This window comes from Streptomyces sp. NBC_01788 (assembly GCF_035917575.1).
Lineage (GTDB): Bacteria > Actinomycetota > Actinomycetes > Streptomycetales > Streptomycetaceae > Streptomyces.
This window is the reverse complement of the sequence record NZ_CP109090.1, coordinates 8,067,596-8,094,585: the sequence shown is the minus strand read 5'-3', so window position 1 is coordinate 8,094,585 and position 26,990 is coordinate 8,067,596. Positions and strand designations below refer to the sequence as shown.

The window sequence follows — 26,990 nt, the reverse complement described above, 5'->3', positions numbered from 1 at the left end:
TTAACGCCCTCTCAGATGCCCAGTCGTTGAAAACGTGATCGCCGCAGGTGGACCGTCGGACGACCGCGTGTTTCACAGGCGAACGCGGCGGTCGAGTAGGAGTCGCACAGAGAGTGCTCAGGTGCGGTTGCGGTAGGCGGCGAGGAGGAAGAGCCAGATCTCGCTGACGGTCGGGAAGCAGGCGATGGCGTGCCTGAGTCGCTTGAGCGGGACCTCGCCAGCGACCGCGACGGTCGCCGAGTGCAGCAGTTCGCTGACTCCGGGGCCGACGAAGGTCACCCCGAGCAGGACTTCCCGGTCGAGGTCGACCACCATCCGCGCGTGGCCTGGGTAGTTGTCGGCGTAGAGGTTGGCGCCCAGGGCGGCGTTGAAGTCGAGGTCGACGGTGTGGATGCGGTGGCCGGCCTGGGCCGCCTGTTCGGCGGTCAGGCCAACGGAGGCCGCCTCGGGGTCGGTGAAGAAGACCTGGGGCACGGCGTGCTGGTCGGCGGTGGTGGCGTGGTCTCCCCACGGGCCGTCGTCGAGGGGGCGGCCTGCGGCGCGGGCGCCGATGGCGTCGCCGGCGGTCCGCGCCTGGTACTTGCCCTGGTGGGTGAGCAGGGCCTGGTGGTTGACGTCGCCGAGGGCGTACAGCCATGTGCCGTCGACGTCACGGACCAGGCCGGTGGTGTCCACCTTCAGCCATGCACCGGGGGTGAGGCCGACCGTGTCCAGGCCGATGTCCTCGGTGGCGGGGGTCCGGCCGGTGGCGAACATGACCTCGTCGGCCTGCAGTTCGCTGCCGTCGTCAAGGGTGAGGGTGACGGGCCCGGTGGGGTCTGGGCGGTGCACGGCGGTGACCTGGGTGCCGATCCGCACGTCCGCACCCGCCTCGGTGAGGCTGCGCGCGATGAGCTCGCCCGCGAAGGGTTCCATGCGGGGGATCAGGCGGTGGCGGGCGAGCAGGGTGACCTGGGAGCCCAGGCCCTGCCAGAGGGTGGCCATCTCTACGCCGACTCCCCCGCCTCCGACGATGGTGAGCCGGGCGGGCACGGTGCTGGAGTCGGTGCCGTGCCGGTTCGTCCAAGGCCGGGACTCGGCGATGCCGGGGATGTCGGGCAGGGCCGGTCGGCTGCCGGTGGCGATGGCCACCGCGTGTCGGGCGGTGAGGGTCAGGCGCGCTCCGTCGTCCCTGGTGACCGTGGCGCGGCGGGGGCCGTCGAGGCGGCCGTGGCCGCGGTACAGGTCGGCGCCGATGGACTTCACCCACTCGGCCTGTCCGGTGTCGTCCCAGTCATTGACGTAGTGGTTGCGGCGGGTGAAGACCCGGCCGGTGTCGGGTCGATCGGTGACGGCCTGCCGGGCGCCGTCCACCCGGTGGGCGTCGGCGAGGGCGATGACCGGCCGCAGCAGTGCTTTGCTGGGGACGCAGGCCCAGTAGGCGCATTCGCCGCCGACCAGTTCACGTTCCACGACGGCCACGGTGAGGCCGGCGGCGCGGGCGCGGTCGGCGACGTTCGCGCCCACCGGGCCCGCGCCCAGCACGACCACGTCGTAGGTGCCGCGTTCCTGGTTCTCGCGTGCTTCGCTCATTGCTCCCTCGCGTTTGGTAGGGGCGGACGGGGCCACGTCCCAGCTCATGTAACCGTGCGGTGCGCACACAGCCGTCCTGCCTTGGCCGTAGGAATCACCAACAGCGGCCATCCGTCCCCCTGACGGCTCACGCAGAGGATCGGCCGGCAGGCGCCATCCTGCTCGGCGACAACCGCGCCGCAGGCCGGGTCATCCGGCTCTTCGACCGCCAAGAACCCGTCCCCTCCGATCGCCGCACCCTGCTCTTCCTCGACCTCGCCGACCGCCCGACGGCCGAAGTCGCACCCGAGACCGCCGTGGTATGTCAGTGCAACGGCGTCGGCAAGGAGACCATCCTGCGCCACTGCACCGAACCCGGCACGGACCTCGGGCGGAACCGTGGCGCACCCGAGCCACCACTGATGCGGAGGGTGCCCCGACACCGTACGTGCCCTGCTCGTGCAGGCCGGCCGCCCGCCACACCCCGACAGGAGCCGGTGAGAACCATCCCCGCCATCTTCCAAAGCTGCGACTATGGCAGGGAAATGACGAACCGGGCATAGCAGCGCAAGTGCGGCCCGGGCTTTGGGCCGTGAAGGCGGACCGGGGGCCAGGCGTCCGCGCGCCCTGCCGGCGGTTATCCGCCGTCCATGACCCGGATGATGGTCTTGCCGCGGGCGTGGCGGCCGGGGGCGAACGCGGCGGGTGCCTCGGCCAGCGCCCTGACGTCGCCGACGATCGGCTTGAGCCGTCCGTCCCTGAGCCGCTGGACCAGGTCCGCGAGCCGGGCACGGTCGGGCTCGACGACGAAGAAGACGGCCCGGCCGTCCCGCGGACGGACCTCGGGCGGCGAGGCGATGGTGACCAGCGTGCCCCCGGCCCGCACCAGTGGGGCCGAGCGCTCCTGGACCTCGCCGCCGATCACGTCGAGGACCAGATCGACCTCCCCGACGCCCTCCAGCCGATCGGCCTGCAGATCCACGAAGGCATCCACGCCCAGCCCGACAGCGGTGTCCCGGTCGCCGGCCCGGCCCGTGCCGATCACCCGCGCCCCCGCCTCACGCGCGAGTTGCACCGCGATCGACCCCACGCCGCCCGCGACCCCGTGGACCAGGACGGTCTGCCCCGCGGTAAGCCGACCGTGGTCGAACAGGGCCTGCCAGGCGGTCAGCCCCGAGATCGGCAGTGCGGCGGCCGCCGTGTGGTCGACGTCCGCCGGAAGCGGGGCCAGATTGCGAGCCTCCACCGCGGTGTACTCGGCCAGCGAGCCGTCCCGGGTCCAGTCGGCCAGCCCGAACACCCGCTGGCCCACCGAGAGACCGGTGGTGCCGTACCCGAGTTCGGCAACGATGCCCGACGGCTCGTGTCCAGGCACGCTCGGCGTCCGGTCGCGCCCGGCGCGATCCGTCCATGTTCCCGACCAGGCGAGTTCCCCCGGGGTGAACCCAGCAGCATGCACGCGCACGATGACGTCGTTCTCGGCGAGGTTGGGGTAGGGCACCTCCGTCAGCGACATTCCCTCGACACCGGCGGCGCGGTCTCGAACGACGACGGCCTGCATGCCAGGTCCTCTCTCCAGTGGTGATTCAGGCTTCGCCCCCCTTCGAGCAGTCGGAAACAGGCTGCCACGGACTCCCGCAGCCCGCCTGCCAAGTTTCCGAGGGTGGCGAGCAGCGTGCTGACGTGATCGTGGAGGCGCCCGGTCGGTTGTTCTTCGGGCCGGGTCTCGCACGGGTGAGCATGGACGATCTCGCTCGTGAGCTCGGGATGATTAAGCAGACGATCTACCGCCATTTCCCGGATAAGCGCAGCCTGGTGACCGCGGTACTGGACCGCCAGTTCGCGGCAGGTGGAGCGCACGCTGGCGGCGGCGGCCGAGGACACGGAAGGGCAGCTGTTCGGTGTGCGGGTACAGCGGTTCCTGATCGCGGCAGGCAGTGAGCTCGGGCGGATCGGCGCGGCTCAGCTTGCGACGGGGCGGGGCGATGCGATGCTGCGCCAGTACGTGGAGCAGCGTGTGGACGCGGTGGTCTACCGGCGGCTCGACGAGCTGTTCCGGGACGGGCACCGTCGGGGACTGCTGGCGGCGCCGCCTGAGCTGCTGAGTTAGATCACTCGCGGCGCGTTGGAGCGGCTGCTCAACTCGCATTTGCCGCGCGAACTGGACTGGACCGCGGCCGATCTGCTGCGGGCGCCCGTCGACACCGCGCTCTACGGGGCGATCCGCCCAGCACATTTCGGCACCGACGACGGACAACTCCGGGCGGTCATTCCGACGGCCCGCGATGATGATCAGGAGGTGGACCCATGACTGGGGCAACCGGCAGGGTGGCATTGGTGACAGGTGCCAGCGGCGGAATCGGTGCGGCCACCGCGGGTCTCCTTGCCGTGCGAGGGATGCGCGTGGTGGTCAACTATCTCCGCAACACCAAGGCGGCCGACGAGGTCGTGGCCGGCATCGAGGCCGCAGGCGGGCAGGCCATGGCCGTGCAGGCCGACGTCCGCGAGGCAGCGGCCGTCGAGAGCATGGTCGAGCAGGTCCAGGCGGCGTGGGGCGGCATCGACGTGCTCGTGCACAACGCGCTGATCCCGTATGCGGTCAAGTCGTTCCAGGACATGACGTGGGAAGAACTGGGTGGCAAGATCGACGCCGAGATGTATGCGGCGTTCGCGGTCACCAAGGCCGTCCTGCCCGCCATGAGCGAACAGGGCTGGGGACGCATCATCTACATCAGTACCGGCCTCAGCCGCCGGCCTCGGGCGGGCATGATCGCGCTGGGCGCGGCCAAGGCCGCCCTGGAGCAGTTCGCCCGCTACCTCGCCCAGGAACTGGGCCCGCAGGGCATCACGGTCAACATCGTCGCAGCCGGCCCGGTGGAGGACACCCGCATGGGGTCCGCGCTCGACGAGGAGATCAAGCAGCGGCAGGTGGCCCTCACCCCCGTGGGCCGCCTGGCACGCCCGGCCGATGTCGCCCAAGCGGTCGCCTTCTACGCCGGCGAGGACAACACCTTCATGACCGGCACCACGGCCGCGGTCAACGGCGGAATGTCGATGGACTGACAGCCCGACCGGTATCCGCCGCACCGTCACCTCAGCACCATACGCCGCGCCGTACCGCGCCCGCACAGGACAGCGCGGCGATGACACGATCAAGGAACAGCTCCATGTATACGATCGATCTCGCCTATGCCGGGCGAGGCCTGCACGAGGAACTGGTCGCCTACATCGCCGACCAGGAGGACTACTACGCCGACGAGGGCGTCCACGTCGCACTGCGCGACGGCTGCACCTGGGACATCGAACGGCTGCGCCGCTGCGCCACCATCGGGCTCGGCCGGGCACTGCTGTCCCGGCTGACCGACGGCATTCCGTGGGTCGCCCTCAACGTCAACACCCACCACCCGCTGTTCTGGTTCCTCGCCCGCCCCGGCCTGACCTCCCTGACGGACCTGGCCGGCCAACGACTGGCGGTACACGCCCCCCACACCCCACCCGGGTGCTTCGCCCGGATCGTGCTGCACCAGGCCGGCCTCGACCCCGACCGCGACGTCCACACTGTCGTCCGCTCCCCCGGCGACTACCGCATGGACCTGCGCCGACTGCGCGAGGGCAAGATCGACGCCGCCTACGTCGGCAGCACCATGGCGCCCGAGGCAGTCGCCGCCGAGCACGGCTGGCAGGTGCTGGCCTGGGTCGGCGACCACTTCCGGATCCCCACGGTGGGCGTGGCCGTCGACCCCACCTACATCTCCCCGAACGACCCCGCGACCCAGGCCGTCGTACGAGCCCACCGGCGCGCTCTGCAGGTGATCCACAACGACCCCGACACCACCGTGCGGCACATGCGGACGTTCCTCGGCGGACAGACCGAGGATGAAGTCCGAGCCCACTGCGAGAGGTTCATCGCACCGTACTTCACCATCGACGGCCAAGCCGACCTCGCCGTCGGCGACAGCGCGATCGCCGCGGTCGCCGCCGAACTCGGTGTCCCCGCCACCGTCACGGCAGCTGAGGTCTACCGCACCGCAGCCACCACACCCTAGAAGCCCGGCGCCGCTGGCGTTGCCAAAGCGCGGCAGTGTCTCAAGTCCGCCCACGCAGAGACCCCCGCGGCCGCTAGGGTCCGTCTTCGAACGGATCTTGCCCAGAGCAGGAACGACGCGAGAGTGACCGCTGCTTCGTAGGAAGTGGCGGTCTTTTCGTATCGGGTGGCGATGCCGCGGAAGCCCTTGAGCCGGTTGAAACAGCGCTCAACCACGTTCCGTCGTCGGTAGATGTCACGGTCGAATCCTGGCGGCCTGCCGCCGCGGCGGCCGCGGTTGTGCCGGTGCCGTTGTTGGTCCCTCTTCTCGGGGATGGTGTGTGCGATATCGCGTCTGCGGAGGTAGGCGCGCAGGCCCCGCGAGCTGTAGGCCTTGTCTGCGATGACCTGGTCGGGTCTGCAGCGAGGCCGGCCCGGGCCGGTGCGCGGGACGCGGATCCGTTTGGGCCTGGATGTGCTGCAGAGCCCGGGTGAACACGCCGTCGAGGGCGTAGCGGCGAAAGCGGGTGCAGACCGTTTTCCACGGTCCGTAGCGTTCTGGCAGGTCACGCCAAAAGACACCGGCCCGGATCTTGTAGACCATACCGTTGACGACCTGCCGGTCTGCGGCGCGCGGCCGCCCCGCGGCAGCCCGAGGCATCAGCGGAGCGAGTAACTCCCAATCCTGATCTGTGAGTTCATGGCGACCTATCACCTGACCATGATCCACCATCCGATGATCTTTGAAGACGGACCCTGGTTGGCCAGGAGCTGGAGGCGGCCGTGCGCCCCCGTATCGATACTCGGACCGCTCCACACCCGCAAGACAGAACACGCCCATCCGCGAGAGCCCAGAGCCCGCGTCAGCAAGCTGTTACAGGCTCATGAACGATGCAAGCTCGCCCGGGGTCAGGCCCTGGCGATATTCCTGCCCGGCGCGAGCGCAGCACCTCAGCGATGTGATCCCACAAGAGGTCGCACAGCCACCGCTGTGTGATGCAGATCAGGTCGACGTAGCTGGAGCGGTGGGGGAAGCACACCCCGAAGTACTCGGTCTCGATGTAGCCGGAGTCCCGGGTGTCGGAGGGGGTGAAGTAAGTCACCGGCTAGACATTGAAGCGGAATGCCTGCGGGCTGATCCTGACCTGCGGCGGAGCCCCACACGGCCCCCTGACCAGGTGTTTCTCCGTTGGTGGGCGTTGGGTTCGGACAGTCGCTTACGAATGTCGTGCGGAGTGCCTGCGGACTGTAGGGACAGCCGCGATCACTCGATCAGCGGTTCGGTGGAATGCTTCCAGTGAGTTCCTGGTACGCGTCCATGACATCACCCGCGTGCAGCGTGGTGACCTCGTACTCCGACGGGACTCCAGAGCTGCCATGCTCGTCGTAGATCCGCAGGTCCCGCACTGCGGCAGCCTTCCGTGCAAGTTCGCGCGCGAAGCGTCCATTACCAAGTCGGTCGATCATGCCATTGGTGACGACGAGGTCACATGACGTGCGCAGCGCAACCGCTGCCTCGTCGGTGAGGGCATCGCCTTGGACTCTCAGGAACGACTCCGCGATCAGCACCAGCTCGTCGGCCGAATAGGCGGGGAAATCCACCCGAGTATTGAAGCGGGAGGCGAGACCCGGGTTGGTGGACAGGAGATCAGCGATCTCGTTCGGATACCCGGCGAGAACCACAACCAGGCGGCGCCTGTCGTCCTCAGCTCGCTTGAGGAGCACCTGTAGGGCTTCCTTGCCGAAGGCGTCACCGCCCGAGTATCCGGTGTTGGACAGTGCGTACGCCTCGTCGATGAAGAGAACGCCGTCCAGGGCTCTTGTCGATGATCCTAGACGTCTTGATCGCCGTCTCTCCGAGGTGCTGTCCCACGAGGTCAACGCGCTGGGCCTCGACGACGTGGCCTCGAGCCAGCAAGCCAAGCCCTGCGAAGACCTTGCCCACGACGCGGGCGACCGTGGTCTTGCCTGTGCCGGGCGGCCCGGCAAATACCAAGTGCTGTGGAGCCGGTGTCGCAGGCAGGCCCTGGACCCTGCGCACCGCCGCCATTCTCAGTTGTGCCGACAGGCTCCGCACCTGGTGTTTCACCGGGGCCAGACCGACCATCCCGTCCAGTTCGGCCATCGCCTCGTCCAGTAATGCGGAACGCTCCTCGTCGCTCAAGGCGGCACCGGAGGAGTCCTCACGTCGTTCCCGCACAGCCCCAGCACCCTGGGCGGGCACACGCGTAGCAGGCGAGGCCACCGCCTTCGCCCGCTGGGCCACATCGCCCAGGGTCGGGTTGTACCGGAACGCTGTCTGGAACTGCTTCAGAGCTTCCTCAGCCCGGCCGAGCTGCTCATACACACGGCCTCGCAGATAGGCAATCTCCCCGAGAAACCCGGTGTTGTCAGCAAGCACTAGCGGGAGTGAGTTCAGCAACCATGCCTCGAACGAGCTTTAGCACGCGCACATCGTCCCCGTGATCCGGTTCCTCGTCATCGCGAACGTGGAGGAGCCCGTAGGAGCCAGGGGCTACCGCGGCCACATGCTCGAACAGTTCGACCACGTCAGGCGACGATCGGTGATTGGAGTAGCCGCCGAGGTGGATGAACGGCTCGCCATTCATCCACCTGAGGTCAAGCAAGTACGGGCTGTCCATCTGGGCAATGCGAAGACGAAGCTCATCGACGATCTGCCGCAGCCGGGGCTCGTCGTCGTCATCGGCCGCGGTCTCCCTGACCGTGATCCACCCGTGGTACTCAAACATCCCACGATCGTAGTGAGAGGGCCCGCTTCACCGTTCCAGCCGCAGTCCCATCCGCCGGACACGCCTAACTGACCGCTTCAAAATGTAGGCGAGCGTTGGGCGTCGGGAGTCGATGGCTGTCGGGTGCTTGCGGTCAGGGCGCCGCGTCGGTGGTATCGAGTAGTACGCACTGATCGAATTTCATGCAGCCGCACTCCAGGCAGTCCGCAACTGCCTGCCGCAGAGCCTGAGTCTGCGCGATGTGTCGATCGAGTTCGGGCAGCTTGCGCGTAGCCATGTCCCGCCACTGGCGGGTAGCGGACGGAGTGGTGTCATCGGCCAGCAGTTGCGTGATCTCGGCGAGGGTGAACCCTGCCCGCTGCGCCATCTTGATCAGGGCGACCCGGCGGACTGTGGTCGCGGGCCATACTCGGCGCCCTCCTTCGCGACGCGCGCCGGGCAGCAGACCGCGCTCCTCCCAGTAGCGCAGCGCTGAAGCTCGCACGCGGGCTTTGTCCGCGAGCTCACCGATGGGCAGATATCGCATGCCCGCCTCTTCCTTGGTTTCTGTTCGGCCTTGACTTCAAGTGTGCTTGAAGCGCGACTGTGACCTGCATGTTCTCAGCAGTACCGGGACGCCTGATGCCCGGCCCCTACCGCTCCCTGTTCGCCGACCGCACCTTTCGGAGGCTGATGCCGGTCTTCGCGTTGTCCGATCTGGGCGACGGCATGACCGTCGTCGCCGTCGCGTGGCTCGCGCTCGCGCTGGGGCCCGACGGCGGCCGAGGCGCGCTGGCCGGCATCGCTGTCGCCTCCTACGTCCTGCCCGGCGCCCTGGGCGCACTGATCCTGGGCAGGTGGATGCGCCGGCTTCCCGCGTGGCGGCTCCTGGTCACCGACTCTGCGCTCCGGGCCGTACTGCTGGGGGCGGTACCGCTCGCGCATGTGGCGGGGCTGCTCACCCCGGCCGTGTATGTCGGGCTCCTGGGCGCGTCCTCGCTGCTTCATGCCTGGGGCAAGGCCGGCAAGCACGCACTCTTCGGCCCTCTGCTTGCTGACGACCAGCGCTTGGCGGCCAACAGCGTGCTCAGCACCAGTCTGTGGAGCGCAACCATCGCGGGCCCCGCTCTCGCGGGCCTTCTCGTGGGAGTGGTATCCCCGGCATGGATCATCGGCCTCGACGCCGCCACGTTCGCTGTGCTCACCCTCCAGACCAGCCGCACCACCCTGCCCCGGTCACCGGTGCCCCCTGCGACCGGCGGGGCAGAGCGCGGGCTGAGGATTCTGTGCCGTCAGCCGGAACTCCTCGGCCTGCTCCTCGTGACCTGGGTGTTCAACCTCGCCTTTGGCCCCGTCGAAGTCGCCCTTCCCTTGTTCGTCGCCGGCAACCTCGATGCGGGCGCGGGGCTGCTCGGCGCCTATTGGGCCGCCTTCGGTATCGGAGCTGTCATCGGTGCTCTCGCCCTGGGCGCGGCCAGACGGCTTCCCCTGTGGCCGGCAATGCTCGGCATCATCGGGGGCCACGGCATCGGCATGCTCCCTTTCGCCCTCACGGACACCGTCCTCCCTTCCCTGATCGGATTCGCTTTCGCCGGACTCGTCTACGGTCCCTACTCCGCGCTCTCCTTCACCCTGATCCAGGACCGTGCACCCGCCGATTTGCTCACCACGGTTCTGGCTGCGCGCAGCGCCGTACTCCTGACAGCCTCCCCCCTTGGAGCCGCGTTCGGAGGCTTCCTCCTCGACCGGGCCAATGCCCCCGCCGGCCTCGTCGGCTGCGGTGCGTTGATGATCCTCATCGTTCCCACCAGCATCGTTGTACTGAAACTCCACGGAAATCATCGACGACGGCATCAGTCCTCACGCATCCCGGCCGAAGCAAGGCGCGCTGCTTGAGACGGGCCGGCGCTGCATCACTCACGTCACTTTGACCGGGCCGAAATCTCGACACGTGACTGACGATCTTGTTCCTGATGACCTGTGGAAGCGTGTCGCGCCCTTGCTTCCCGCACCCCCGGCGCGCAGGCACCGATCCCCCGGACGAGTGCGTGTTCCCGACCGTGTGGCACTGGCGGGCATCGTGTACGTCCTGCGCAAGGGGGTGGCCTGGAGAGACGTGCCCGCAGTGATGATCGGTTGCTCAGGAGTCACCAGTTGGTGGCGATTGCGCGATTGGACAAAGGCCGGCGTCTGGCCGCGCCTGCATGAACTACTGCTGACCGAACTACGGACCGCCGGAAGGCTGGAGATGGACGACTGCGCGATCGACGGTTCACACATCAGAGCAATGAAAGGGGGGAATCATGTCGGGCCATCGCCGGTTGACCGCGCCCGCCCAGGCTCCAAGCACCACGTGATCGTTGACCGGCATGGCACCCCGCTCGCCGTTTCCCTGACCGGAGGGAACCGTCAGGACATAACTGAGTTGATCCCACTGCTGGACGCAATTCCGCCGATACCCGGCCTGCGTGGACGGCCCCGCAGCAGGCCCAAGCGTCTGTTCGCCGACCGCGGCTACGACTTCGACAAGTACCGTCGACTGCTGTGGAGACGCGGTATCAAACCGCTGTCCCCGGCGACCCGGTGGCCCAGCCCCGCCGTTGCGGAGGCCCGGTCGGCCGCCCTGGATTCTCTGGCGGACGCCGTCGCCGCCGTGGTGGCCGACGGCGACGGCGTCGAGGTCGGGCACGGTCCCCGGCCGGATTCCGGCCGTCGAGCATGCCGCTGTTCGCGTAGGGGCGGACTGGTCAGCCGATGTGGTAGCTGTCCCCGTACACCTTCCAGTCCAGCGGCGGGTCGAGGTTCAGGTTGCCCTTGCGCAGGAAGACCCGTTGTTCGGTGTCGACCCGGCTGGTGTCGCTGTGGGCCTCCTCCTGCTTCATGGCCCAGACCCGCGCGTCGAGGAAGGCGTTCAGGTATGCCACCTCGCCGCCGCCCTGCGCCGGTGGCCTCGCCGTGCGCAGGGCGCGCTTGCGGATGTTGCGGAAGCTCGTGGGGTCGCTGCCGTCACCGTGCATGACGATGGCGTCGTAGTACGTGAACTGCCCCAAAACTCCCAGGCCGTCGGCCTTGCCCTGCTGGACGGCCGGGTTGAAGTACACCCGGTCGCGTTCGTCGTTCTGGGCCTGCTGGAAGGCCATGTCCTGTGCCGCCTTGCGCCAGTCCACGGGGAAGTTCGGATCGAGTCCGGCATGCGAGTCGGTGCCGTTCACCCGGCGCAGGGCCGGCAGGTACTTGGCGAGGACGTTGCCGGGCTTGCGGTCGGTGTAGAGCTGCACGAGGTCGAGCATGTCGCCGGTGCCGGAACAGAATCCGATGATGCCGGCGGTGTAGCCGCGGCCGTCGCGGATGTCCTCGATGTAGTTGTACTGGGCCTTCCAGTCGAGGGAGGAGTTCTCGGCGCTCGACACCAGTTTCATGGCGATCTCCTTCTTCGCCGGGGCGTCGAGTCCGATCGCCTCGGCGGACACCGGGGACGCCGCGACGTGCGGGGCGTTCAGGAGCGGGACTGCCACCAAGGACGCGCCGATCAGGGCGAGGAGCGTACGGCGCGAGGTGGGGAAGCGGTCTGCGGCGTCGTGGGCTGAGTGGACCACGGGGCCTCCAAGTGAGTGTGGGGGGTGGTCAGTTGGAGTCACTGATAGGAAGGTTTACTATCAGATGATCAGGGAGGTGGGTACCCGTGAGGTGAGAAGTTCGTAGGGATGAACAAGCCGCTCATTCCGCCGGCCACACCCGCATGCCCCACCCACACCGCCGCGCCGCAGGAGTCACGGGCGCGCCACCTGCCGCTTCGCCTTCGCCCCGGTGCTTCCACCCGTGCCGACACCACTTCCATGCCGAAATGCTGCGGCCATCTCGCGGCAGGTCAGAGGCCCCTGGCTCAGCCGGAGGCGGTCCGCGAGCGCCTTAAGGATGCGCTGGTAGTCCACCGACAGCACCGACCAGTCCAGGCCCTCACGCCATACTGGCACCTGGGACTTCGACCTCGCCGCATGCCGCGGATCCTCAGTGACCTCTGCGTCCGCGGTGTTGCCGCTGTCCGGAGCCAGCACCGTGTCGACCCGCCTGCGGGCGATCGCCCACCCCTGCCATTCCTGCTCGGCCGCGGCCAGTTGGGCCTGGATGCGGTCGACCTCCTCGCGCAGCCCGTCGATTCGACGTCGAACGGCGAGCTCGGGAGACGTACAGTGACGGTCTCCTCTGCGGGGCAAGGGCCAACGACCTGGCCGCCGCCGCCCCTCATTGGTGCACGTGCCGCACATGCCCCGGAAAACCGGATCAATGGGACTGTCGGCCGTGGCGTCGATTACGGGAACGCCACCACTCTCCTGGGACACTTTGGTCGCCGGTAGGTGACGTAACGTCAACTGTTTCAATCTCAGGGCGTGTTGCTCCCAGTTGAGGGGTGCGCCGACTTCACCCGGCGCACCCCTCGGCAATCGACCGGCCAAGAAATTCCCCATACCGAAGAACGACGCCGACCCTGCCCTCTCGAAGCCCTCCAGCCCAGCCGCACCAACGTTGCGGCCTCCCAGCGGCCGGGCGAGGGGGCGCAGCAAGCCGGCTGACAGTGGCCCAAGTTCTGCCGACGGCCGTGTTCCCGATGATCGGCAGCCTGCTGTACATCGCTGGCGGCATGCCCACCGCTGCGCCAGGTCCAGAACTGGGGTGGAGGGCCGCTCCACCTGTCGCTGAGCACCCTCGTCCGGATCGTTGACCGCGAGACCCTCCCCGCCGACCAGAAGCAGTACTTGGCGTTTCTCGTGGGCTGCGGCGTACCTGAGGAGCAGGGCGCGAAATGGCTCGCCGCGTGGAAGAAGTCGTTTCCTGACAGCGCCGCGAGCCTGAAGACGCTTACCGAAGAAGCGGCATTCCTCACGACTGCAGCACTGAGATGAGGGGCGGCGTCCCGGCCGGTCGTGGAGGCCGGCGTGACCAGCACGCGCCGCGGCCCTCTGCTTCGCGGACGACCTCGCGCAGCAGGTCATGCAGTTCGGCCACCAGCCCCGTGTCCCGCCAGCGGCCGAAGAAGGCGTACACGCGCGGCCAGGGCGGGAAGTCGGAGGGAGTCGCCCGCCACTTGATGCCGTTGTCGACGAGGTAGCGCACCGCGTCGATCATCTGCCGATCGCCACAGCGATGCTCGGCTGTCCGACCAGGCCGGACAACGACACAGGACGGGCAGGGTCATCGGCGGCGGCGCCGGTGGAGCGGAAGGTGAGCACGATCCCCTGCTGGCGAAGAGGATCTGGGCGATGACCGTGCGGGCGACATCGACACGACGGCGCCCGACAACCGGCCGGCGCTGCAACAGCCCGCTCGGCAACGCTAACTAAGCGGCATTTCTATCGAATCCGGGGTGATTCAGGTTGGAAACAGCTCAGCGTGCGGGCCGGAGACACGAAATCTCCGGCCCGCGGTCAGGCACGTGGTGGAACAACCTGTGGCTCTGCGGTCAGGCGCAGTCGGGCACGCCATCGATCTTGTGTCCGCCCTGGATGTAGATGTTGCTGACCCATCCACCGGGGACGGGTCCGTTCGGGTCGAGGAAGGTCCACCAGTCGTTCGTGGTCCCCTCGGCGGTGACCGACTGCCCCTGCTTCTGGCAGGTGGCCTGACCGGCGACCTTAGTGACGCGGCCCAGCAGACGGCAGCTGGTGGACGGGCGGTTCAAGCAGTTGTTGGCCGACTCGTAAGCACGGACGGCCACGTCGGTCCCCCACACGTACACCGCCACGGTGGCTGCGGCACGGGACGTTGCGGGTGCCACGGATGCGGTGGGCGCGGGCGCCGGGGCCGCGCTCGCGGAGCCTGCCGGGATCACGACACCCATGACGGACGCGGCTGAGACGGCGACAGCGGCCAGGGAGATTCTCTTGAGACGCATGGTGCTCCTATGTCAGTGAATGATGCAAGGAGGGCACGTGCGAAGAGCGATGAGCAGGTGGCGCCTTGATGCGAAAGCATGCGAATCGTAGGGCCGGTGCGGATAAGCTGACAGAGCGGACGGAAACGTTGACCCGATTCCGCCCGTCCGGCGGCGTCAGCGCTGGTGGACACCGCATGTGTCCCGCGCTGTGGCTGAAAGACAGACGCCATCCATATCCGTCGCCCCGCGCCGACGCGCATACCGGCGTGGCCCCGTCGCCGTCCGCTCCAGGCCGTGTATCGAAAGTGGATCTTGGGCTGTGAATAATCACGCTTCATGGGTCGGGGAGATCTCACGGATGAGCAGTGGGCGGTGTTGGAGCCGTTGTTACCGAAGGGGGCGAAGGCGGGGCGGCCGCCCGTCTGGCCCCGGCGGCTGCTGATCGACGGCATATGGTTCCGGGTCCGGACCGGTGTGCCGTGGCGGGACGTGCCCGTAGAGTATGGTCCGTGGGGCCGGATCTACGAGCTTTTCCGCCGATGGCACCTGGCAGCGGATCCTTACCCGGCTTCAGTCCCTGGCCGACGCGAAGGGTTTGACCACGTGGGATCTGAGCGTCGACTCAACCGTGTGCCGCGCCCATCAGCATGCGGTCGGGGCTCGCACGCAGGGTGACCTGCAGAAGGAACCACCGGGCGGTGTCTTCACCGAGCCCTGTGATCACAGATTGGGACGCTCGCGCGGTGGGTTCACCACCAAGCTGCACCTGGCCGTCGAGCAAGGTCAGAAGCCCATGTCGATCGTGATCACGGCAGGCCAGCGTGGAGACTCGCCGCAGTTCGAACCCGTGCTGGAGCAGGTCCGCGTGCCTCGCATCGGGTCGGGCCCGCCACGCGTCCGCCCCGATCGGGTCCGCGCGGACAAGGCGTACGCCTCCCGCAGGAACCGCGACTACCTGCGCCACCGCGGGATCCGCTGCACCATGCCGGACAAGGCCGACCAGGCGCGCAACCGCCAGAAGCTCGGCTCCTGCGGCGGTCGGCCACCGCATTTCGACCCGGTCGACTACCGCGAGCGCCATGCGGTCGAGTGCGGGATCAATCGCCTCAAGAGGCACCGCGCTGTCGCCACGCGCTACGACAAGCTCGCGGTCCGCTACGAGGCGACTGTCCTCGTCGCTGCCATCAACGAGTGGCTGTGACCCTCGGCCGTTACGCGGTGGGATCCACGTTCCAGGTCTCCGGCAGATCGCTGCCGCAGAAGACGCAGACGAAGTCGTCCTCGCGCACGATGTTGTGCTCCTGGCAGTCAGGGCACCGCCGGAACACCACCTCGTGGGTGAAGCCGGAGGGCCGCCCGAGCCCCACACGGTCCAGAGCACGGGCGACTGCCGACCAGGAGGTCACGTCCGGGCAGTAACTGGTGGACTGGTTGCTGACCTCGCCCACGGCCCACCAGTCCGCCTCGCGCACGAAGCCGATCTCGCCGGCACTCAGAACCATGCCTCCGCCGGCACAGGCCACGTGCTCGCTTCGCCGCGGCGCCAGCCGAAGCACACCGTCCGTGTCGACCACGAAGGTGAACGGTTCGGCCAGCTCAGCCGCCGATCGCCCAGCAATCCAGCCGCCGAACTCTGCCGCCGAGCTGATCCGGCACCCGCCGCTGCCAGGCCGGACTGCTGTCTTCAGCTCGACCGGTCCGACGTATCGGTAACTCCGCCCCCGCGCACTCACTTGAGCCAACCTAGAGCACTTCCGACACACGCCCTGGGGCGCATACTGGGTCGTGATCTATGAATGGTCCAGGTGAGGCCTTGTCAGCGGCCAGGGGCCGGTGGGCCTTCCCCCAAGGCCGGGAAGTTAGCCTGTTTGCGCTGGTGGCAAGGGCGTTGAGGTCCAGGCCGTGGCTGCGTAGAGGCCGGGACCGAGTTTGTGGATAATCCCGGTTTCGGCCCATCGGGACAGCTGCCGATACATGGTGTGCAGGGTGATGTCGCCGAAGTGGGCGGCGATCTCCGCGGGTCTCCATAGGCGGGTCGGGTCGTCCTGCAGCAGCGCGAGGATGCGGTGCCGTCGGCGTTGGGTCGGGACGGTGTGGCGGTCGTCGCGGGAGACCGTGGGCAAAGGCTGCTGTTCGGGGTCGGGTTCGAGGACGGTGACGGTGAGCTCGGTGATGGTGCGGCTGCGGTCGGGGCGGCCGTCGTCACGTCGCTCGCTGTAGCGGGAGATGGGTGACTTGACCTTGCGGATGCTCGCTCGGTGACGGCGGGGCGCAAGGAGTCGGGCCAGCACTCGCTGGCCGATCAACCCGAGGGAGCCGGGCTCGTCCGGGACGATCCCTGTGGCCTGGACGACCTGGTCGCGGGCGGTCTGGAGAGCCACGGTGAAACTGCAGCGGTCGGGGTCGGTGCCGGGGAGGGACTCGGCGGCCTCGACCATCACGGCCCGTAGGGCCTGGTAGAGCGTGAGCAGGGCCCACACCTCCTGTTCGAGACCGGCCCGATCGCCCGACCGAAAGTTCCGGCCGGCCAGGATCGTGTGGCGGAGCGCGTAGTACGCACTCTCGTGTTCCCAGCGCTCGTGATAGAGGCTGACGAGCGCCGCTGCGGGGTGCCGGCGCGCGTCTGTCAAGGTGGTGGCCAACCGGTAGGAGCCGGTGAACACGGTGCCGTCGGCGCAGGTCACCGTGATCTCGGCGTCGATGATCCGGACCTTGACGGTGCCAATCACCGACAGGTAGGAGCCGTCGTCCAGGCGGGCCAGGACCGGGGTGCGCCGGTTGCTGCGGAGTCGGCCCAGGACCTTCGCGCCGGTCGCGCTCACCTGGGCGAGGAAGGCGTTGGCGTCGAAGCCCTTGTCCCACAGCACCAGCATGTCCGGCCCCAGCAGGTGCAGCAGCCGACGGGCATAGGCGGTCTCACCCTCGTCGGTGGGACCGAAGACCGCGCCGATCAGGGACCTGGTCCCGGTCTCGACCAGCGGCATCAGCTCCAGCGTGGGATAGCCGTGATGGGCCGTTCGCCCGAGCCAGGCCCGGTTGCGGGGCGAATCGGGTACCCGTAGCGAGCTGCAGCCGTCGAAGGACACCGTCCGGTAAGCGCCGAAGCGCACCCCCGGTGTCGTCGGGCGAGCCAGCGGACCTGCAAGCACCTCGAACAGTGACCGCACCGGCGCGGCCCCAAGCCGACGCCGCAGATCCCGCAGGGCCTTCGCGCTCGGCTGGGCCACCGGCATCCCGGCCAGGCCGCCGGTGAGCTTGTCCCAGACCAGCCGGTAGCCAACCTCGGGGAACAGGCACATCGCGAGCAGGAAGTACATCCCGACCCGCGACGGAAGATCACGCAGCCGCCGCTGCACCGTCCGCGTCTGTGCCAGAACCGCGTCCACCAGCTCGAACGAAACCACAGCGGTCAGTTCTCCCAAGTGGCCTGGTGCGAACCGTCCCGCGGCCACGGTCACCGTACGGGTGATGGCCGTCAGCGCGGACGGCAGGGCAAAATGAACTCGCAACGGAGCTCCTCACGTACAAGCTGTCTTGGTCGACTGCCTGTATCAACGAGCTCCGTTGTGCTTTCGCCTCGAACCTTCAACGGCCTTGCGTGACCTGCGAAAACGCTAACTTCCCGGCCTTGGTCATCCCTCACGGCTATGGTCCGGGCTATGACCGATGATCAGATACGTGCTGAACAGACCCTCGTCGCCTGGGCGCGGATCGAGACATGGTTGAAGAGCATGCGCCCCGTACCTTCCAGCGGTTGCCCGCGCCCGCGACGGAGGGCGAGCTCCGCTCGCTGGAGCAGGATCTCGACTTGGCGGTCCCGGCCGATGTGCACGCCTTTTATCTGGTGCGCAATGGCACCGGGCCAGCCTCGGATTTCGACTGGCCCACATCCCGCGATGCCCCCGACCCGACCGGGTACTTCCTGCCCGGTGGTGAGGGGGTCGGCCCCTTGGAGAACCTGGGAGCGTGGTTCGAGGGCCCGGTCGCGGCCGTGCGCCTGTATGACGAGCCTGGACAGCGGTACCTGCCAATCACCACCATCGACCCGGACGGCTTCTACGGCAGCTTTGTCGATTGCACCCCCGGCCAGGGGTACGGGCTGCTCGGCGACTACGCCGAGGCTGAACTTCCGAACCCGGGGGAGGCTACATTCGCCGCCTACCTGACCGAGGTCGCCAACGCGCTGTGCGAGTGGCGGGGCTTCCGGGACGACAACGCGCCGCGCGTGATCGACGGGCGCCTCGACTGGCGGTAGGCGGGTTACCGGCCCGCCGACGGCGGCGGGGCGCGAGCCGCCCGTCGTCCACAGTCAGGGTGTCCAGGGCGCGTATCGATTCGTGCTCAATCTGCGGGATTCGCCCTCGCAGCGGGGCCTGAACCGGTAGATCGTCTTGCGTGACGCGCGTGCAACTGACGGATGAGGAGTGGGGGTTCATAGGGCCGTACCTGCCGGTCGGCGGATACGGCCCGTACCCCGAGCGGCTGCGGCAGCAGTTCGAAGGCGTGATCTGGCGGTTCAAGACCGGCGGGCAGTGGCAAGAGAGCCGCAGGCATTCGGCGCCTGGTCCACCGTGCACAACCGCTTCCGGCAGTGGCGTGACGCAGGCGTCTTCGAGGCCCTGCTGGAGGTGTGATCGCGGAAGCCGCGAAGCGGGGCGAGGCGGACCTGTCGCTGGTCAGCATCGACTCCACCACCGCGCGCGCTCACCACGACGCGGCCGGGATGCACCTGGGCGAGGACGTCCTTACCGCCTCGGAGAAGGGCGCGGCTGAGGAAGAGAAGGCCAGGTCAAAGGGGGCAGCTCCGAGGAACAAATCGGGCAGGGCGCTGAAGGAGATCCCCAGCGGGAAGAGCAGCGACGCATCCGGCGCCGACGAAAGCTTCGGCTGAAGGCCGCCCTCCTGGGACGCTCGCGGGGTGGGCAGACCAGCAAGGTCCACCTCGCCGCCGACCGCAAGTGCCGCCCGCTGGCGTTCGTCCTGACTGCGGGGCAGGCCGCGGACAGCCCGCAATTCATCCCCGTGCTCAACAAGGTCCGGGTCCGTCGGTCGTCCCCGCACCCGGCCTGACGCGGTCGCCGGGGACAAGGGTTACTCGTCCCGCGGCAACCGGGCCCACCTGCGCAATCGAGGCATCAAGGCAGTCATCCCCGAGAAGAAGGACCAGGCCGCGAACCGGAAGAAGAAGGGCTCCAGGGGCGGCCGGCCCATTGGCCACGACGCTGACCTCTACAAGGAGCGGAACACCGTCGAGCGCCTGATCAACAAGCTCAAGGCCTGGCGAGGCATCGCCACCCGGTACGACAAGACCCCGGATAGCTACCTCGCCGGCCTTCACCTGCGCGCCTCAATGATCTGACTCAAGGACCTCACCCGGACCGCCCATTGATCACGACTCGATACGCGCCCTAGTCGCGCGGCGGCGGAAACGTCGCCTGCGGAGCAACGAGTGCCGCGTCGATCGCGAGTTTGATGTCCCAGCCGAAGAAGTCGTCGAGATCGCGGAGCAGCTCCAGCGCCCGCACGGTGGCTTCACCGAACCATTCGGAAACACGGTGCGCGCCACCGCACCAGGTGCGCGCGGCAGCGGGTCCTTTATCACACACCCCGTTGACCTCGACATGATCGGCGGCCGGGACGTGCTGTGTCAAAGGGAAACGTGCCGGGTGGCAAACCTGGTCAAGGAGAAACACGGGCCCGGCCGAACCTGGTCAAGGGGTGGCTGGGCGACGCGCGCGCCGGTGCCGTGCGGGACATCGAGTGCGGCGCGCCGGATGCGCGCGAGAGTGCCGGGCATCGTCGGACCACCTGTCCAGGAGCCTGCTTGAACGGGCGGGCGACCCCGCCGGAGCCAGCCAAAGGCGCCGTACGCCCGTCTGACGGCCGACCGGGCCCCGCCCCACCCAAAGGGGGAGACCACGGGTGGGGTGAAAGCCCGGGAGACGGCCGTACAGGGACCCAGAACGGGGCAGGCGCGGCGTGACCCCGGTGCCGGGCAAGGTTCCGGCGTCCTGGCACCGGTCGCACGCCTCGTAGCCGGGACGCCGGTAGCTGGTGGCGCGCTGCGGGCAGATTTCCCAGCCCAGGTGCTCGCCGCACCGGTCCTCACCGATGACGGCAGGCTCTCACACAGCCCGTCGTCACCGGTGCAGTTGCGCAGCGCCGACCGCCCGACGCTCGCGGCCTCCAACTCGGCATGGAGTGCGCCCCAGGACGGCGGAGTCGGCGTCGCTTCATCCGAGCCGCCCCGGCCGCCGTAGCCGCCGGACGTCCAGGAAGCGGCCCGGTGCTGCTCCGGGATCAGCGAGTACCCGCCGCCGGCCCCGCCGCAATCAGGTTCCGCAGCCCGTGCGAGAGAACGCACCGATCGTGCGGATCAGCGGGTTGGGCAACGGATGCGAGAGCAGCGCGTGCCGGAACGGAACTCGTGTGGGCAAGCCTCCGGGTGTGTGATCCGCTCGATCGCGCCGTGCGGTCGATGCGTGTTCCCGGCCGGTCGGACGGGCGGATCAGCGCAGTCCGGCGAAGAGATCGTTCTCGGGTATGGCCGCGCCGGTGGCGTCCTGGACACGTACGAAGGTCTCCATGCCCATAAACTCGCCGAACCTCTCCTTGCCCATCTTGAGGAAGAAGATGTTCTCGCCCTGACTGGCGTGCGCGGCCAACGCGTCGAACTTCTGACCGCTGAACGCGGTGGTGTCCACCCACGTGGTGATCTCATCGTCGGGGAGGCCGATCTCGGCCATCGCGGCGGCCTCGGCAGGATCCGGCTCCGGCATGTCCGGATGAAACTCACGCATGATTTCACCGAACCGCTGCATCCCCGAGCGGGGCATCGTGGTCCAGTACACCTTCGGTGTCAGCGCGGTCATTTCCAGCGCCGCCATCGTGACGCGGTGGGCCTGGATGTGGTCGGGGTGGCCGTAGAAGCCGTTCTCGTCGTAGGTGACGACCACATCAGGTCGGTAGTGCCGCATGATTTCCGCGAGTCGGGCCGCGCCTTCCTCCACGGGGGTCTGCCAGAAGGATCCGGGGGCGTCGTTGCCCGGCCAGCCCATCATCCCGGAGTCTGCATAGTCCAGCATCTCCAGATCGCTGACCTTCAGGACGTCACAGCTCGCCTCAAGTTCTTGACGGCGCATCAAGGCGACCGCCGCCGGATCGTGCCCGGGATCGCCCGGCTTGACCCCACCCGGTCCGTCACCGCAACCGCCGTCGGTACACGTCACGAGAACCGTGCGGATGCCTTCCGCCGCGTACCGCGCGAGGACCCCTCCGGTTCCGGTGGCTTCGTCGTCGGGGTGGGCGTGTACTGCCATGAGCGTCAAGGGCCGGTCAGTCATGAAACAGTCCTCCTGCAGAAATACGTCTTGGTCCGAGTGCGCGGCGGGCGTACCGCGACCTCGGGGCCCGGATCCTGGTGGGGCGGAGGCCTTGTGGTCTCCGTGTTCCCCGCCCGTGCGGCGCCGGTCCCTCAGTCGATGCAACTGTGCTGGCCGGAGCATCTGTTCCCGGGGCGGCCGCTTGGCCTTCCAAGCGTCGGTGTTCGACGCGAACGAGGTACAGGGTTCAGCCCTCGCTGTCGTCGTCCTCGCCCAGTCCGGCGTGTCCAGGTCGCGCAGGAGCCGCGGGGCGCCGGTTGCGGCGGATGTGGCTATGGACGGGGTGGCCGCCGGTGGTGGTGACGGCTTGGGAACGGCGACGGTGCGGGAGGCGGCATTCACCGGGCCACTCAAGACCGAACAAGCCACCCGCCCGGCAACACGTCAGCTCAAGGCCCGACCTCGACCCCGGACATGGGGCAGACCTGCACCACCCACCAGGCGCTGACAGCATCATCGTCAGCGCCGGCGACCGCCACGTCCTGCTCAAGAACACCCCGGACATACTCAGCGAGCTCAAAGCCGAGCAGTTGGCGCGGTCTCCGTACATCTCCACGATGATCCTCGCCGGGGCGGCCGGCCTGCTCAACGCCTCGTTTCGTCCGTTATGCGCCTGGTGAGGTTGCCGATCGAGGCGATGTGGATCATGGCCTCGGGGCTGGCAGGCCGGGTCTCATAGTCGCGGGCCGGCCCAGCTCGCAGGAGGCGGCCTTCAGGCCCATCGGCGTCAGGTTGCGCTGTGGCACCGGCCGAGACCGAGCTGAAGAACGCGGCCACCTTCTTCTGCGAGCTCCCGCAGGAGCAGGCCAGAGCCTTCTGGTAAGTCAGCGACTGCACAGCGGCGAAAGCCAACCGTACTGAACTGGAAGGCCTGAGAGGGCGTTTGAAGGAGACGAATTGCCCATCCCGCGGAGGCCTGACAACCAAAATCCATCACGCCGTAGACGGCGACGACCGCCCGCTGGCAGTTGTAGTCATGCCGGGCCAGGTCCACGACGCGCAGGTCCTCCCCCTCTTGCTGGGCGACATCCGGGTCACGCGACTCGGCCGCGGCAGGCCGCGCACCACGCCGGACGCTCTGCCCGCAGATAAGGCGTACTCCTCCAAGCAGGTCCGCGCTGACCTCGCGGCCCGTGGCATCCGCGCTGTGATCGCCCAACGCGCCGATCAGCTGGCCAACCGCAAGAGAAAGGGCCGCGACGGCGGACGACCCCGCACTCTGGACACCGAGACCTACAAGCGCAGGAACGTCGTGGAACGATCTTTCAGCCTGCTCAAGCAGTGGCGGGGCCCGGCGACCCGCTACGGCAAACTCTCGATCGTCTATCGCTCAGCAGCCGCGCTGGCGGCGGTCATCGCATGGTTACGAAGTTGAGAGACACGGCCCAGTAGCTCTGCGTAGTGTTCCGGCTCCTTGGTATCCGGCCACGGGGTCCTCGCGAGAAAAACCCGTTTGGCGGACCAGGGTGGCCACTGCTACCTTTCCGGTGGCCGTGCCGGAGAGCGAGGGGGTGGTACCCGTGAACGTATTCACTTGGGTGCTTCCCTCCGGGGTCACGGCCGGGCGATAGGTCGTCCGGGAGCGCCGTTCTGAGCCCTCCTGAAAGGCACGACCATGCATTTCACTTCTGAACAGCGTCTCGACGACGCTGTCCTCGAGCGCAAGTTCACCCTCGGTGAGATCCCCGGCATCCTGTGGACGCCTGCGTCCGCGTCCGCGCCGGTGCCGCTGATTCTGCTCGGCCACCCTCCGCTCGGGCTGCACAAGATGTACCCCCGGCTGGTGGCGCGGGCCCGGCACGCCGTGGCGGACGGCTTCGCCGCGGCCACCATTGAGCTTCCTGGGAGCGGTGACCGGCCCCGTTGGGCCGCCGTCGAGCAGGCCCGTGCCGACCTGCGCCGGGCTGTGGAGGCCGGCGAGCCGGTCAGCGACGAGATCATCGACGCTCTCGTCCTCCCGCTCGTCGACAAGGCGGTCCCTGAATGGCAGGCCGCCCTTGACGCCCTCCTGTCGCTGCCCGGGATCGGGGGCCCGGTCGGGTACTCGGGGGGAGTGATCTCCATCGGCGTTCGCCTTGCGGTGGTCGAGCCGCGCATCGTGGCCGCCGGATTCTTCGCCGGGAGTTTCGTGCCTCGCGCCGTATTCGAGGAGGCCCGCCAGGTCACCATTCCGCTGCACGTCCTGCTGCAGTGGGACGACGAGGGGAACGACCGGCAGGCGGCCCTGGACCTGTTCGACGCGTTCGGTTCCAAGGAGAAGTCCCTGTACGCCAATATGGGCGGGCATACCGGCGTCCCGCAGTTCGCGGGGGACGCCGCGGCCCAGTTCTTCACCCGGCACCTGAGGTGAGGCCGAGCCGCCGGGTCGTCAGCAGACGGTAAGCCATGTTGGCCGGGATGCTGCTCGTCGAGGGCGGCATCCCGGCGCTCCTCTGCTGTTTTTGCCGCGGGGGCCCTGCCGGCTCGGATGCTGTTGGTGAATCCGCGAGGGCCCTCGCGGCTTGTCCGCCTCGCGCTGCCGGTGCTGGTGCGCGGGCCCGCGGTGGTCAGACGGCCAGGTAGGGGGCAGGCGGCAGGTGGGGGGTCAGGCGGCGGGTGGCGGCGGCCACGGCCACGGCGGTTGCCAGGGCGATCCCGGCCAGCGCCGGGAAGTAGGCGGGCAGGGGCAGTACGGCCGTCAGGCGGTAGAACTGGCCGCCGAGGACGACCCCGACGGCGGCGAACATGCCGTTCAGCGCCAGGAATCGGTTGATGTAGCCGGGTGGGGCGACGGCTGCGGCCAGTGCCCGGCCGACCGGGGCAAGCACGATCACGCCCAGCGAGTACAGCAGGTAGACGGCGATCAGCCAGGCCATCGATACGTCGCCGGCACGAGCGAGCAGGGCGGCCAGAGCCATGACGCAGAAGCTCAGGCCGGCCGCGGCCAGGGCTCCGGCGAACTCGGTGATCGTCGTCGTGGGCAGCCGGCGCACGAAGGGTGCCGGGAGCAGGATGAACAGCGGGTGCACGGACTGCAGCCAGCTCGCGGGGACCGTGAAGCCGAGGGCAACGCGGCCGGTGTGGTGCGCGGCGAAGAGTGACAGGACGGAACCGCTCTGAGCGAAGATGGTCCAGAAGGCTGCCGAGGCGGCCATGACTGCGGTGAAGGCGCCCAGCCGGTTGCGTTCGAGGGCGCTGCGGCGGCTCAGTGCGCGCAGGTAGAGAAAGGGCAGGCACACGGTGGCCAGGCCCAGCAGGGCCAGCACCGCGAACAGCGGGAAGATGCCGAGGGCGACTGCGGTCGTGGCGACGGCGCCGGTCAGGGCGACCGCGCCGACGCGCCGATGCGCGGGTGCAGGCCGGTGGCGGCGGCGATGTCGTCCGCGTCGGCCGGGCCCTTGGTGAATGCCCCGAACACGCCGAGTGTCACGGCGCTGTGCAGCACCTTGGCCGCGCAGTCGGCGATGGTCAGCTTGATCAGCGGTCCGGGGTCGACCGCCGTGGCTGTCGTACGGTCGTCGGTCAGTGTCACGCGAGCCTCCTGGCAAGCCGTGGGAACCGCTGCGGTCCTCGCCCGACAATGGCGTGTGCGCGTGGAGTTCGGCTCGAAGCAGCCTGCAGCGCCTCGGTCGTGCTCGGCGCGGGCAGGAATGTCGCGGGCAGGAAAAGGGGGCCGTACGTCAGGAACGGTGCGGCATGGGGAAGGGCCGCCCTCCCGCACGGGTGGCGGGGAGGGCGGCCCTTCGGCCTGGATCAGGCTCGGGGGATTCGCGTGATCAGGCCGCTTCGGGGGAGGCTCCGGCGGGCGCCGGGCCGGTGGTGGAGGCGGGCTCACGCCCGGCGTCGCCGTGGTGCTGCGAGCGTAGCTTGAGGTTTTTCATGCACAGCGTGACCAGGAGGCCGACCGCGAGGATGGGCACCGCGATGACGAACACCGGGGTGAGTGCTGCGGCGTAGGCCTGCTCGACGGCGTGGCGTACGGGGGCGGCCAGCGAGTCGAGGACGGACTGGGACGACAGCGAGTTGTGGTCGACACCGCGCAGGGCGCCGGCCGGGACGTGTGCGGTGATTTCGTCGGTGAGGCGGCCGTAGAAGATCGATGCGAACAGCGAGATGCCGATCGAGGTGCCGAAGGAGCGGCCGAAGGTCGCGACGCCGGAGACGGCGCCGAGGCCCTCGGGCGGCGCGGTGTTCTGCGCGGCCTGGGTGAAGACCTGGGCGGACATGCCGGAGGCGAAGCCGAAGACCACCATGTACAGGACGGATACGGCGCGCGGGGTCGAGGCGTCCATGGTGGACAGCAGCAGTGCGCCGACGATGCCGAGGGCCATGCTCAGCACGGGGAAGATCTTGTACTTGCCGGTCTTGCGGATGCTCTTGCTGGAGCCGACGGAGGAGAGCACCAGGCCGAGCATCATGGGCAGCAGCACGAAGCCCGAGGTGGTGGGGCTGGCGCCGGTGACGACCTGGACGTACAGGGCGAGGAAGTTGACGGAGCCGACGAAGACGACGCCGCAGATGATGGTGCCGGTCAGTGACAGGGTGAACGTCGAGTCCTTGAACAGGCGCAGAGGCACGATCGGTTCGACGGCGCGGGACTCGGCCGCGATGAACAGGGCGAGGCACAGGACCGCGGTCACGCCGAGGCCGATGATCCGCGGGGAGGTCCAGGCGTACTGCGCACCGGCCCAGGAGGTGAGCAGTGTGAGGCTGACGATGGCGCCGGAGAGGGTGAGGATGCCGGCGTAGTCCAGGCGGGACGTGCGGATCTGGCGGGGCAGGTGCAGGTACTTGGCGAGCAGGAGGAAGGCGACGGCGCCGAGGGGCAGGTTGACCAGGAAGATCCAGTGCCAGCTGAGTACGTCGGTGAGGATGCCTCCGACGGCGGGGCCGGCCAGTGAGGCGCCGGCGAAGATCATGCCGAACAAGCCGTAGTACTTGGCGCCCTCGCGGGGGGTGAACAGCTCGCCGATGATGGACAGGACGGAGACGAAGACGCCGCCGGCGCCCATGCCCTGCACGACGCGGAAGGCGATGAGCTGTTCCATCGAGCCGGAGGCGCCCGAGAGGGCGGAGCCGGCCATGAACAGGGTCATCGCGGACAGGAAGGTGACCTTGCGGCCGAAGAGGTCGCCGAGTTTGCCGTAGATGGGTGTGGTCACGCTGCTGGCGATGACGTAGGCGATGGTCACCCATGCGAAGAGGTCGATGCCGTGGAGGTCGCCGACGATGCGGGGCAGGGCGGTGGCAACGACCTGGGTGTCGAGGATGGCGAGGAACGCGGCGATCATGCAACCGACCATGGTCGGGGTGGTGCGGGTGCCAAAGGGGTGAGCCCCGCCCGTCGCCTGAGCGGTGTGAGCGGACATGACGAGCCGCCTTTCGGATCGGTGTGTGCGGTCCCCCTCGCACCGACCGCGGGAGGCGGCGGCATCGTCTTTTCGCGGGCCCAG

Annotated in this window: 22 protein-coding genes and 8 pseudogenes; 12 read left to right on the top strand and 18 right to left on the bottom strand. The window is 68.6% G+C overall.

Annotated features, from left to right (window positions below):
- Nucleotides 1-117: 117 nt before the first annotated feature.
- Nucleotides 118-1,572 carry a dihydrolipoyl dehydrogenase family protein gene (locus tag OIE49_RS36100; RefSeq protein ID WP_326805986.1) on the bottom strand — a complete coding sequence of 485 codons (1,455 nt, stop codon included), beginning with the start codon at nucleotides 1,570-1,572 and terminating at the stop codon, nucleotides 118-120.
- Nucleotides 1,573-2,188: 616 nt separating this feature from the next.
- Entirely contained in the window at nucleotides 2,189-3,112 is a 924-nt protein-coding gene (locus OIE49_RS36095) for an NADP-dependent oxidoreductase (RefSeq protein ID WP_326805985.1), read from the bottom strand.
- Between the two features lie 17 nt (nucleotides 3,113-3,129).
- Between OIE49_RS36095 and OIE49_RS37280 the strand changes: the two genes are divergently transcribed.
- The 5 genes from OIE49_RS37280 to OIE49_RS36075 all read left to right on the top strand — a co-directional run bounded on the left by OIE49_RS37280 (nucleotide 3,130) and on the right by OIE49_RS36075 (nucleotide 5,597).
- Nucleotides 3,130-3,492 carry a TetR/AcrR family transcriptional regulator gene (locus OIE49_RS37280; RefSeq protein ID WP_442812333.1) on the top strand — a complete coding sequence of 121 codons (363 nt, stop codon included), beginning with the start codon at nucleotides 3,130-3,132 and terminating at the stop codon, nucleotides 3,490-3,492.
- Nucleotides 3,401-3,661: a hypothetical protein gene (locus OIE49_RS36090; RefSeq protein WP_326805984.1), complete on the top strand. Its 261-nt coding sequence runs from the start codon at nucleotides 3,401-3,403 to the stop codon at nucleotides 3,659-3,661. Before OIE49_RS37280 ends, OIE49_RS36090 begins: the two co-directional genes overlap by 92 nt.
- Before the next feature lie 15 nt (nucleotides 3,662-3,676).
- Nucleotides 3,677-3,862: a hypothetical protein gene (locus tag OIE49_RS36085; RefSeq protein WP_326805983.1), complete on the top strand. Its 186-nt coding sequence runs from the start codon at nucleotides 3,677-3,679 to the stop codon at nucleotides 3,860-3,862.
- Nucleotides 3,863-3,888: 26 nt separating this feature from the next.
- A complete protein-coding gene (locus tag OIE49_RS36080; RefSeq protein ID WP_326805982.1) occupies nucleotides 3,889-4,614 on the top strand; it encodes an SDR family NAD(P)-dependent oxidoreductase in 726 nt (241 codons plus the stop codon).
- Between the two features lie 104 nt (nucleotides 4,615-4,718).
- Nucleotides 4,719-5,597: an ABC transporter substrate-binding protein gene (locus OIE49_RS36075; RefSeq protein ID WP_326805981.1), complete on the top strand. Its 879-nt coding sequence runs from the start codon at nucleotides 4,719-4,721 to the stop codon at nucleotides 5,595-5,597.
- A 95-nt stretch (nucleotides 5,598-5,692) separates the two neighbouring features.
- Here OIE49_RS36075 and OIE49_RS36070 read toward each other — a convergent pair.
- The 4 genes and pseudogenes from OIE49_RS36070 to OIE49_RS36055 all read right to left on the bottom strand — a co-directional run.
- Nucleotides 5,693-6,308: pseudogene (locus OIE49_RS36070) on the bottom strand (transposase); the annotation flags it as partial.
- Between the two features lie 539 nt (nucleotides 6,309-6,847).
- Nucleotides 6,848-7,625 (bottom strand): annotated as a pseudogene (locus OIE49_RS36065) (AAA family ATPase).
- A gap of 340 nt (nucleotides 7,626-7,965) precedes the next feature.
- Complete coding sequence (locus OIE49_RS36060; RefSeq protein WP_326805980.1) at nucleotides 7,966-8,325, bottom strand: Imm7 family immunity protein; 360 nt, start codon at nucleotides 8,323-8,325, stop codon at nucleotides 7,966-7,968.
- A 133-nt stretch (nucleotides 8,326-8,458) separates the two neighbouring features.
- Nucleotides 8,459-8,851, bottom strand: a complete 393-nt coding sequence (locus OIE49_RS36055; protein WP_100572200.1) for a MerR family transcriptional regulator — start codon at nucleotides 8,849-8,851, stop codon at nucleotides 8,459-8,461.
- A gap of 95 nt (nucleotides 8,852-8,946) precedes the next feature.
- On the opposite strand from OIE49_RS36055, the gene OIE49_RS36050 reads away from it, so the two are divergent.
- Nucleotides 8,947-10,200 (top strand): MFS transporter, encoded by a 1,254-nt coding sequence (locus OIE49_RS36050; protein ID WP_326805979.1) that lies wholly within the window; start codon nucleotides 8,947-8,949, stop codon nucleotides 10,198-10,200.
- 55 nt (nucleotides 10,201-10,255) lie between these two features.
- A pseudogene (locus OIE49_RS36045) lies at nucleotides 10,256-10,873 on the top strand (IS5 family transposase); the annotation flags it as partial.
- Between the two features lie 178 nt (nucleotides 10,874-11,051).
- On the opposite strand, the gene OIE49_RS36040 reads toward OIE49_RS36045, so the two are convergent.
- The 4 genes and pseudogenes from OIE49_RS36040 to OIE49_RS36025 all read right to left on the bottom strand — a co-directional run bounded on the left by OIE49_RS36040 (nucleotide 11,052) and on the right by OIE49_RS36025 (nucleotide 14,194).
- Nucleotides 11,052-11,900 (bottom strand): chitosanase, encoded by an 849-nt coding sequence (locus tag OIE49_RS36040; RefSeq protein WP_326805978.1) that lies wholly within the window; start codon nucleotides 11,898-11,900, stop codon nucleotides 11,052-11,054.
- Between the two features lie 180 nt (nucleotides 11,901-12,080).
- Nucleotides 12,081-12,518 (bottom strand): annotated as a pseudogene (locus tag OIE49_RS36035) (hypothetical protein); the annotation flags it as partial.
- 664 nt (nucleotides 12,519-13,182) lie between these two features.
- Nucleotides 13,183-13,428 carry a transposase gene (locus OIE49_RS36030; RefSeq protein WP_326805977.1) on the bottom strand — a complete coding sequence of 82 codons (246 nt, stop codon included), beginning with the start codon at nucleotides 13,426-13,428 and terminating at the stop codon, nucleotides 13,183-13,185.
- A 334-nt stretch (nucleotides 13,429-13,762) separates the two neighbouring features.
- Entirely contained in the window at nucleotides 13,763-14,194 is a 432-nt protein-coding gene (locus OIE49_RS36025) for a peptidase M23 (protein WP_326805976.1), read from the bottom strand.
- A 318-nt stretch (nucleotides 14,195-14,512) separates the two neighbouring features.
- On the opposite strand from OIE49_RS36025, the pseudogene OIE49_RS36020 reads away from it, so the two are divergent.
- Nucleotides 14,513-15,377, top strand: a pseudogene (locus OIE49_RS36020) (IS5 family transposase).
- A gap of 10 nt (nucleotides 15,378-15,387) precedes the next feature.
- Here OIE49_RS36020 and OIE49_RS36015 read toward each other — a convergent pair.
- Nucleotides 15,388-15,909 (bottom strand): hypothetical protein, encoded by a 522-nt coding sequence (locus OIE49_RS36015; RefSeq protein ID WP_326805975.1) that lies wholly within the window; start codon nucleotides 15,907-15,909, stop codon nucleotides 15,388-15,390.
- A gap of 126 nt (nucleotides 15,910-16,035) precedes the next feature.
- The gene (locus OIE49_RS36010; RefSeq protein ID WP_326805974.1) at nucleotides 16,036-17,685 is read right to left on the bottom strand and encodes an IS4 family transposase; all 1,650 of its coding nucleotides are present in this window, start codon (nucleotides 17,683-17,685) and stop codon (nucleotides 16,036-16,038) included.
- Between the two features lie 209 nt (nucleotides 17,686-17,894).
- On the opposite strand from OIE49_RS36010, the gene OIE49_RS36005 reads away from it, so the two are divergent.
- Both OIE49_RS36005 and OIE49_RS36000 read left to right on the top strand, forming a co-directional pair.
- On the top strand, nucleotides 17,895-18,431 hold the full coding sequence (locus OIE49_RS36005; RefSeq protein ID WP_326805973.1) for an SMI1/KNR4 family protein: 537 nt from the start codon (nucleotides 17,895-17,897) through the stop codon (nucleotides 18,429-18,431).
- A gap of 140 nt (nucleotides 18,432-18,571) precedes the next feature.
- Nucleotides 18,572-19,535 (top strand): annotated as a pseudogene (locus OIE49_RS36000) (IS5 family transposase).
- Nucleotides 19,536-19,584: 49 nt separating this feature from the next.
- Here the strand turns inward: OIE49_RS36000 and OIE49_RS35995 are convergent.
- From OIE49_RS35995 to OIE49_RS35985, 3 genes and pseudogenes are all read right to left on the bottom strand, one after another.
- Entirely contained in the window at nucleotides 19,585-19,827 is a 243-nt protein-coding gene (locus OIE49_RS35995; protein ID WP_326805972.1) for a hypothetical protein, read from the bottom strand.
- 858 nt (nucleotides 19,828-20,685) lie between these two features.
- Entirely contained in the window at nucleotides 20,686-21,519 is an 834-nt protein-coding gene (locus OIE49_RS35990; protein ID WP_326805971.1) for a PIG-L family deacetylase, read from the bottom strand.
- A 624-nt stretch (nucleotides 21,520-22,143) separates the two neighbouring features.
- A pseudogene (locus OIE49_RS35985) lies at nucleotides 22,144-22,245 on the bottom strand (IS5/IS1182 family transposase); the annotation flags it as partial.
- A gap of 217 nt (nucleotides 22,246-22,462) precedes the next feature.
- Here OIE49_RS35985 and OIE49_RS35980 point away from each other — a divergent pair.
- Nucleotides 22,463-22,933: pseudogene (locus tag OIE49_RS35980) on the top strand (IS5 family transposase); the annotation flags it as partial.
- A 240-nt stretch (nucleotides 22,934-23,173) separates the two neighbouring features.
- Nucleotides 23,174-23,908: an alpha/beta hydrolase gene (locus OIE49_RS35975; RefSeq protein ID WP_326805970.1), complete on the top strand. Its 735-nt coding sequence runs from the start codon at nucleotides 23,174-23,176 to the stop codon at nucleotides 23,906-23,908.
- Between the two features lie 196 nt (nucleotides 23,909-24,104).
- On the opposite strand, the gene OIE49_RS35970 is transcribed toward OIE49_RS35975, so the two are convergent.
- From OIE49_RS35970 to OIE49_RS35960, 3 genes are all read right to left on the bottom strand, one after another.
- Complete coding sequence (locus tag OIE49_RS35970; RefSeq protein WP_326805969.1) at nucleotides 24,105-24,803, bottom strand: POT-type proton-dependent oligopeptide transporter; 699 nt, start codon at nucleotides 24,801-24,803, stop codon at nucleotides 24,105-24,107.
- Nucleotides 24,804-24,856: 53 nt separating this feature from the next.
- Entirely contained in the window at nucleotides 24,857-25,069 is a 213-nt protein-coding gene (locus OIE49_RS35965; RefSeq protein WP_326805968.1) for a hypothetical protein, read from the bottom strand.
- Between the two features lie 244 nt (nucleotides 25,070-25,313).
- Nucleotides 25,314-26,906 carry an MDR family MFS transporter gene (locus OIE49_RS35960; RefSeq protein WP_326805967.1) on the bottom strand — a complete coding sequence of 531 codons (1,593 nt, stop codon included), beginning with the start codon at nucleotides 26,904-26,906 and terminating at the stop codon, nucleotides 25,314-25,316.
- Nucleotides 26,907-26,990: the final 84 nt, after the last annotated feature.

Bases quoted from the DNA above. Each gene is read 5' to 3' on its own strand.
- OIE49_RS36005 (WP_326805973.1), top strand. From the start codon at position 17,895: ATGGTTGAAGAGCATGCGCCCCGTACCTTCCAGCGGTTGCCCGCGCCC.
- OIE49_RS36055 (WP_100572200.1), bottom strand. From the start codon at position 8,851: ATGCGATATCTGCCCATCGGTGAGCTCGCGGACAAAGCCCGCGTGCGA.
- OIE49_RS36030 (WP_326805977.1), bottom strand. From the start codon at position 13,428: ATGATCGACGCGGTGCGCTACCTCGTCGACAACGGCATCAAGTGGCGG.
- OIE49_RS36060 (WP_326805980.1), bottom strand. From the start codon at position 8,325: ATGTTTGAGTACCACGGGTGGATCACGGTCAGGGAGACCGCGGCCGAT.
- OIE49_RS36100 (WP_326805986.1), bottom strand. From the start codon at position 1,572: ATGAGCGAAGCACGCGAGAACCAGGAACGCGGCACCTACGACGTGGTC.
- OIE49_RS36050 (WP_326805979.1), top strand. From the start codon at position 8,947: ATGCCCGGCCCCTACCGCTCCCTGTTCGCCGACCGCACCTTTCGGAGG.
- OIE49_RS35960 (WP_326805967.1), bottom strand. From the start codon at position 26,906: ATGTCCGCTCACACCGCTCAGGCGACGGGCGGGGCTCACCCCTTTGGC.
- OIE49_RS36025 (WP_326805976.1), bottom strand. From the start codon at position 14,194: ATGCGTCTCAAGAGAATCTCCCTGGCCGCTGTCGCCGTCTCAGCCGCG.
- OIE49_RS36095 (WP_326805985.1), bottom strand. From the start codon at position 3,112: ATGCAGGCCGTCGTCGTTCGAGACCGCGCCGCCGGTGTCGAGGGAATG.
- OIE49_RS35975 (WP_326805970.1), top strand. From the start codon at position 23,174: ATGCATTTCACTTCTGAACAGCGTCTCGACGACGCTGTCCTCGAGCGC.
- OIE49_RS36075 (WP_326805981.1), top strand. From the start codon at position 4,719: ATGTATACGATCGATCTCGCCTATGCCGGGCGAGGCCTGCACGAGGAA.
- OIE49_RS35990 (WP_326805971.1), bottom strand. From the start codon at position 21,519: ATGACTGACCGGCCCTTGACGCTCATGGCAGTACACGCCCACCCCGAC.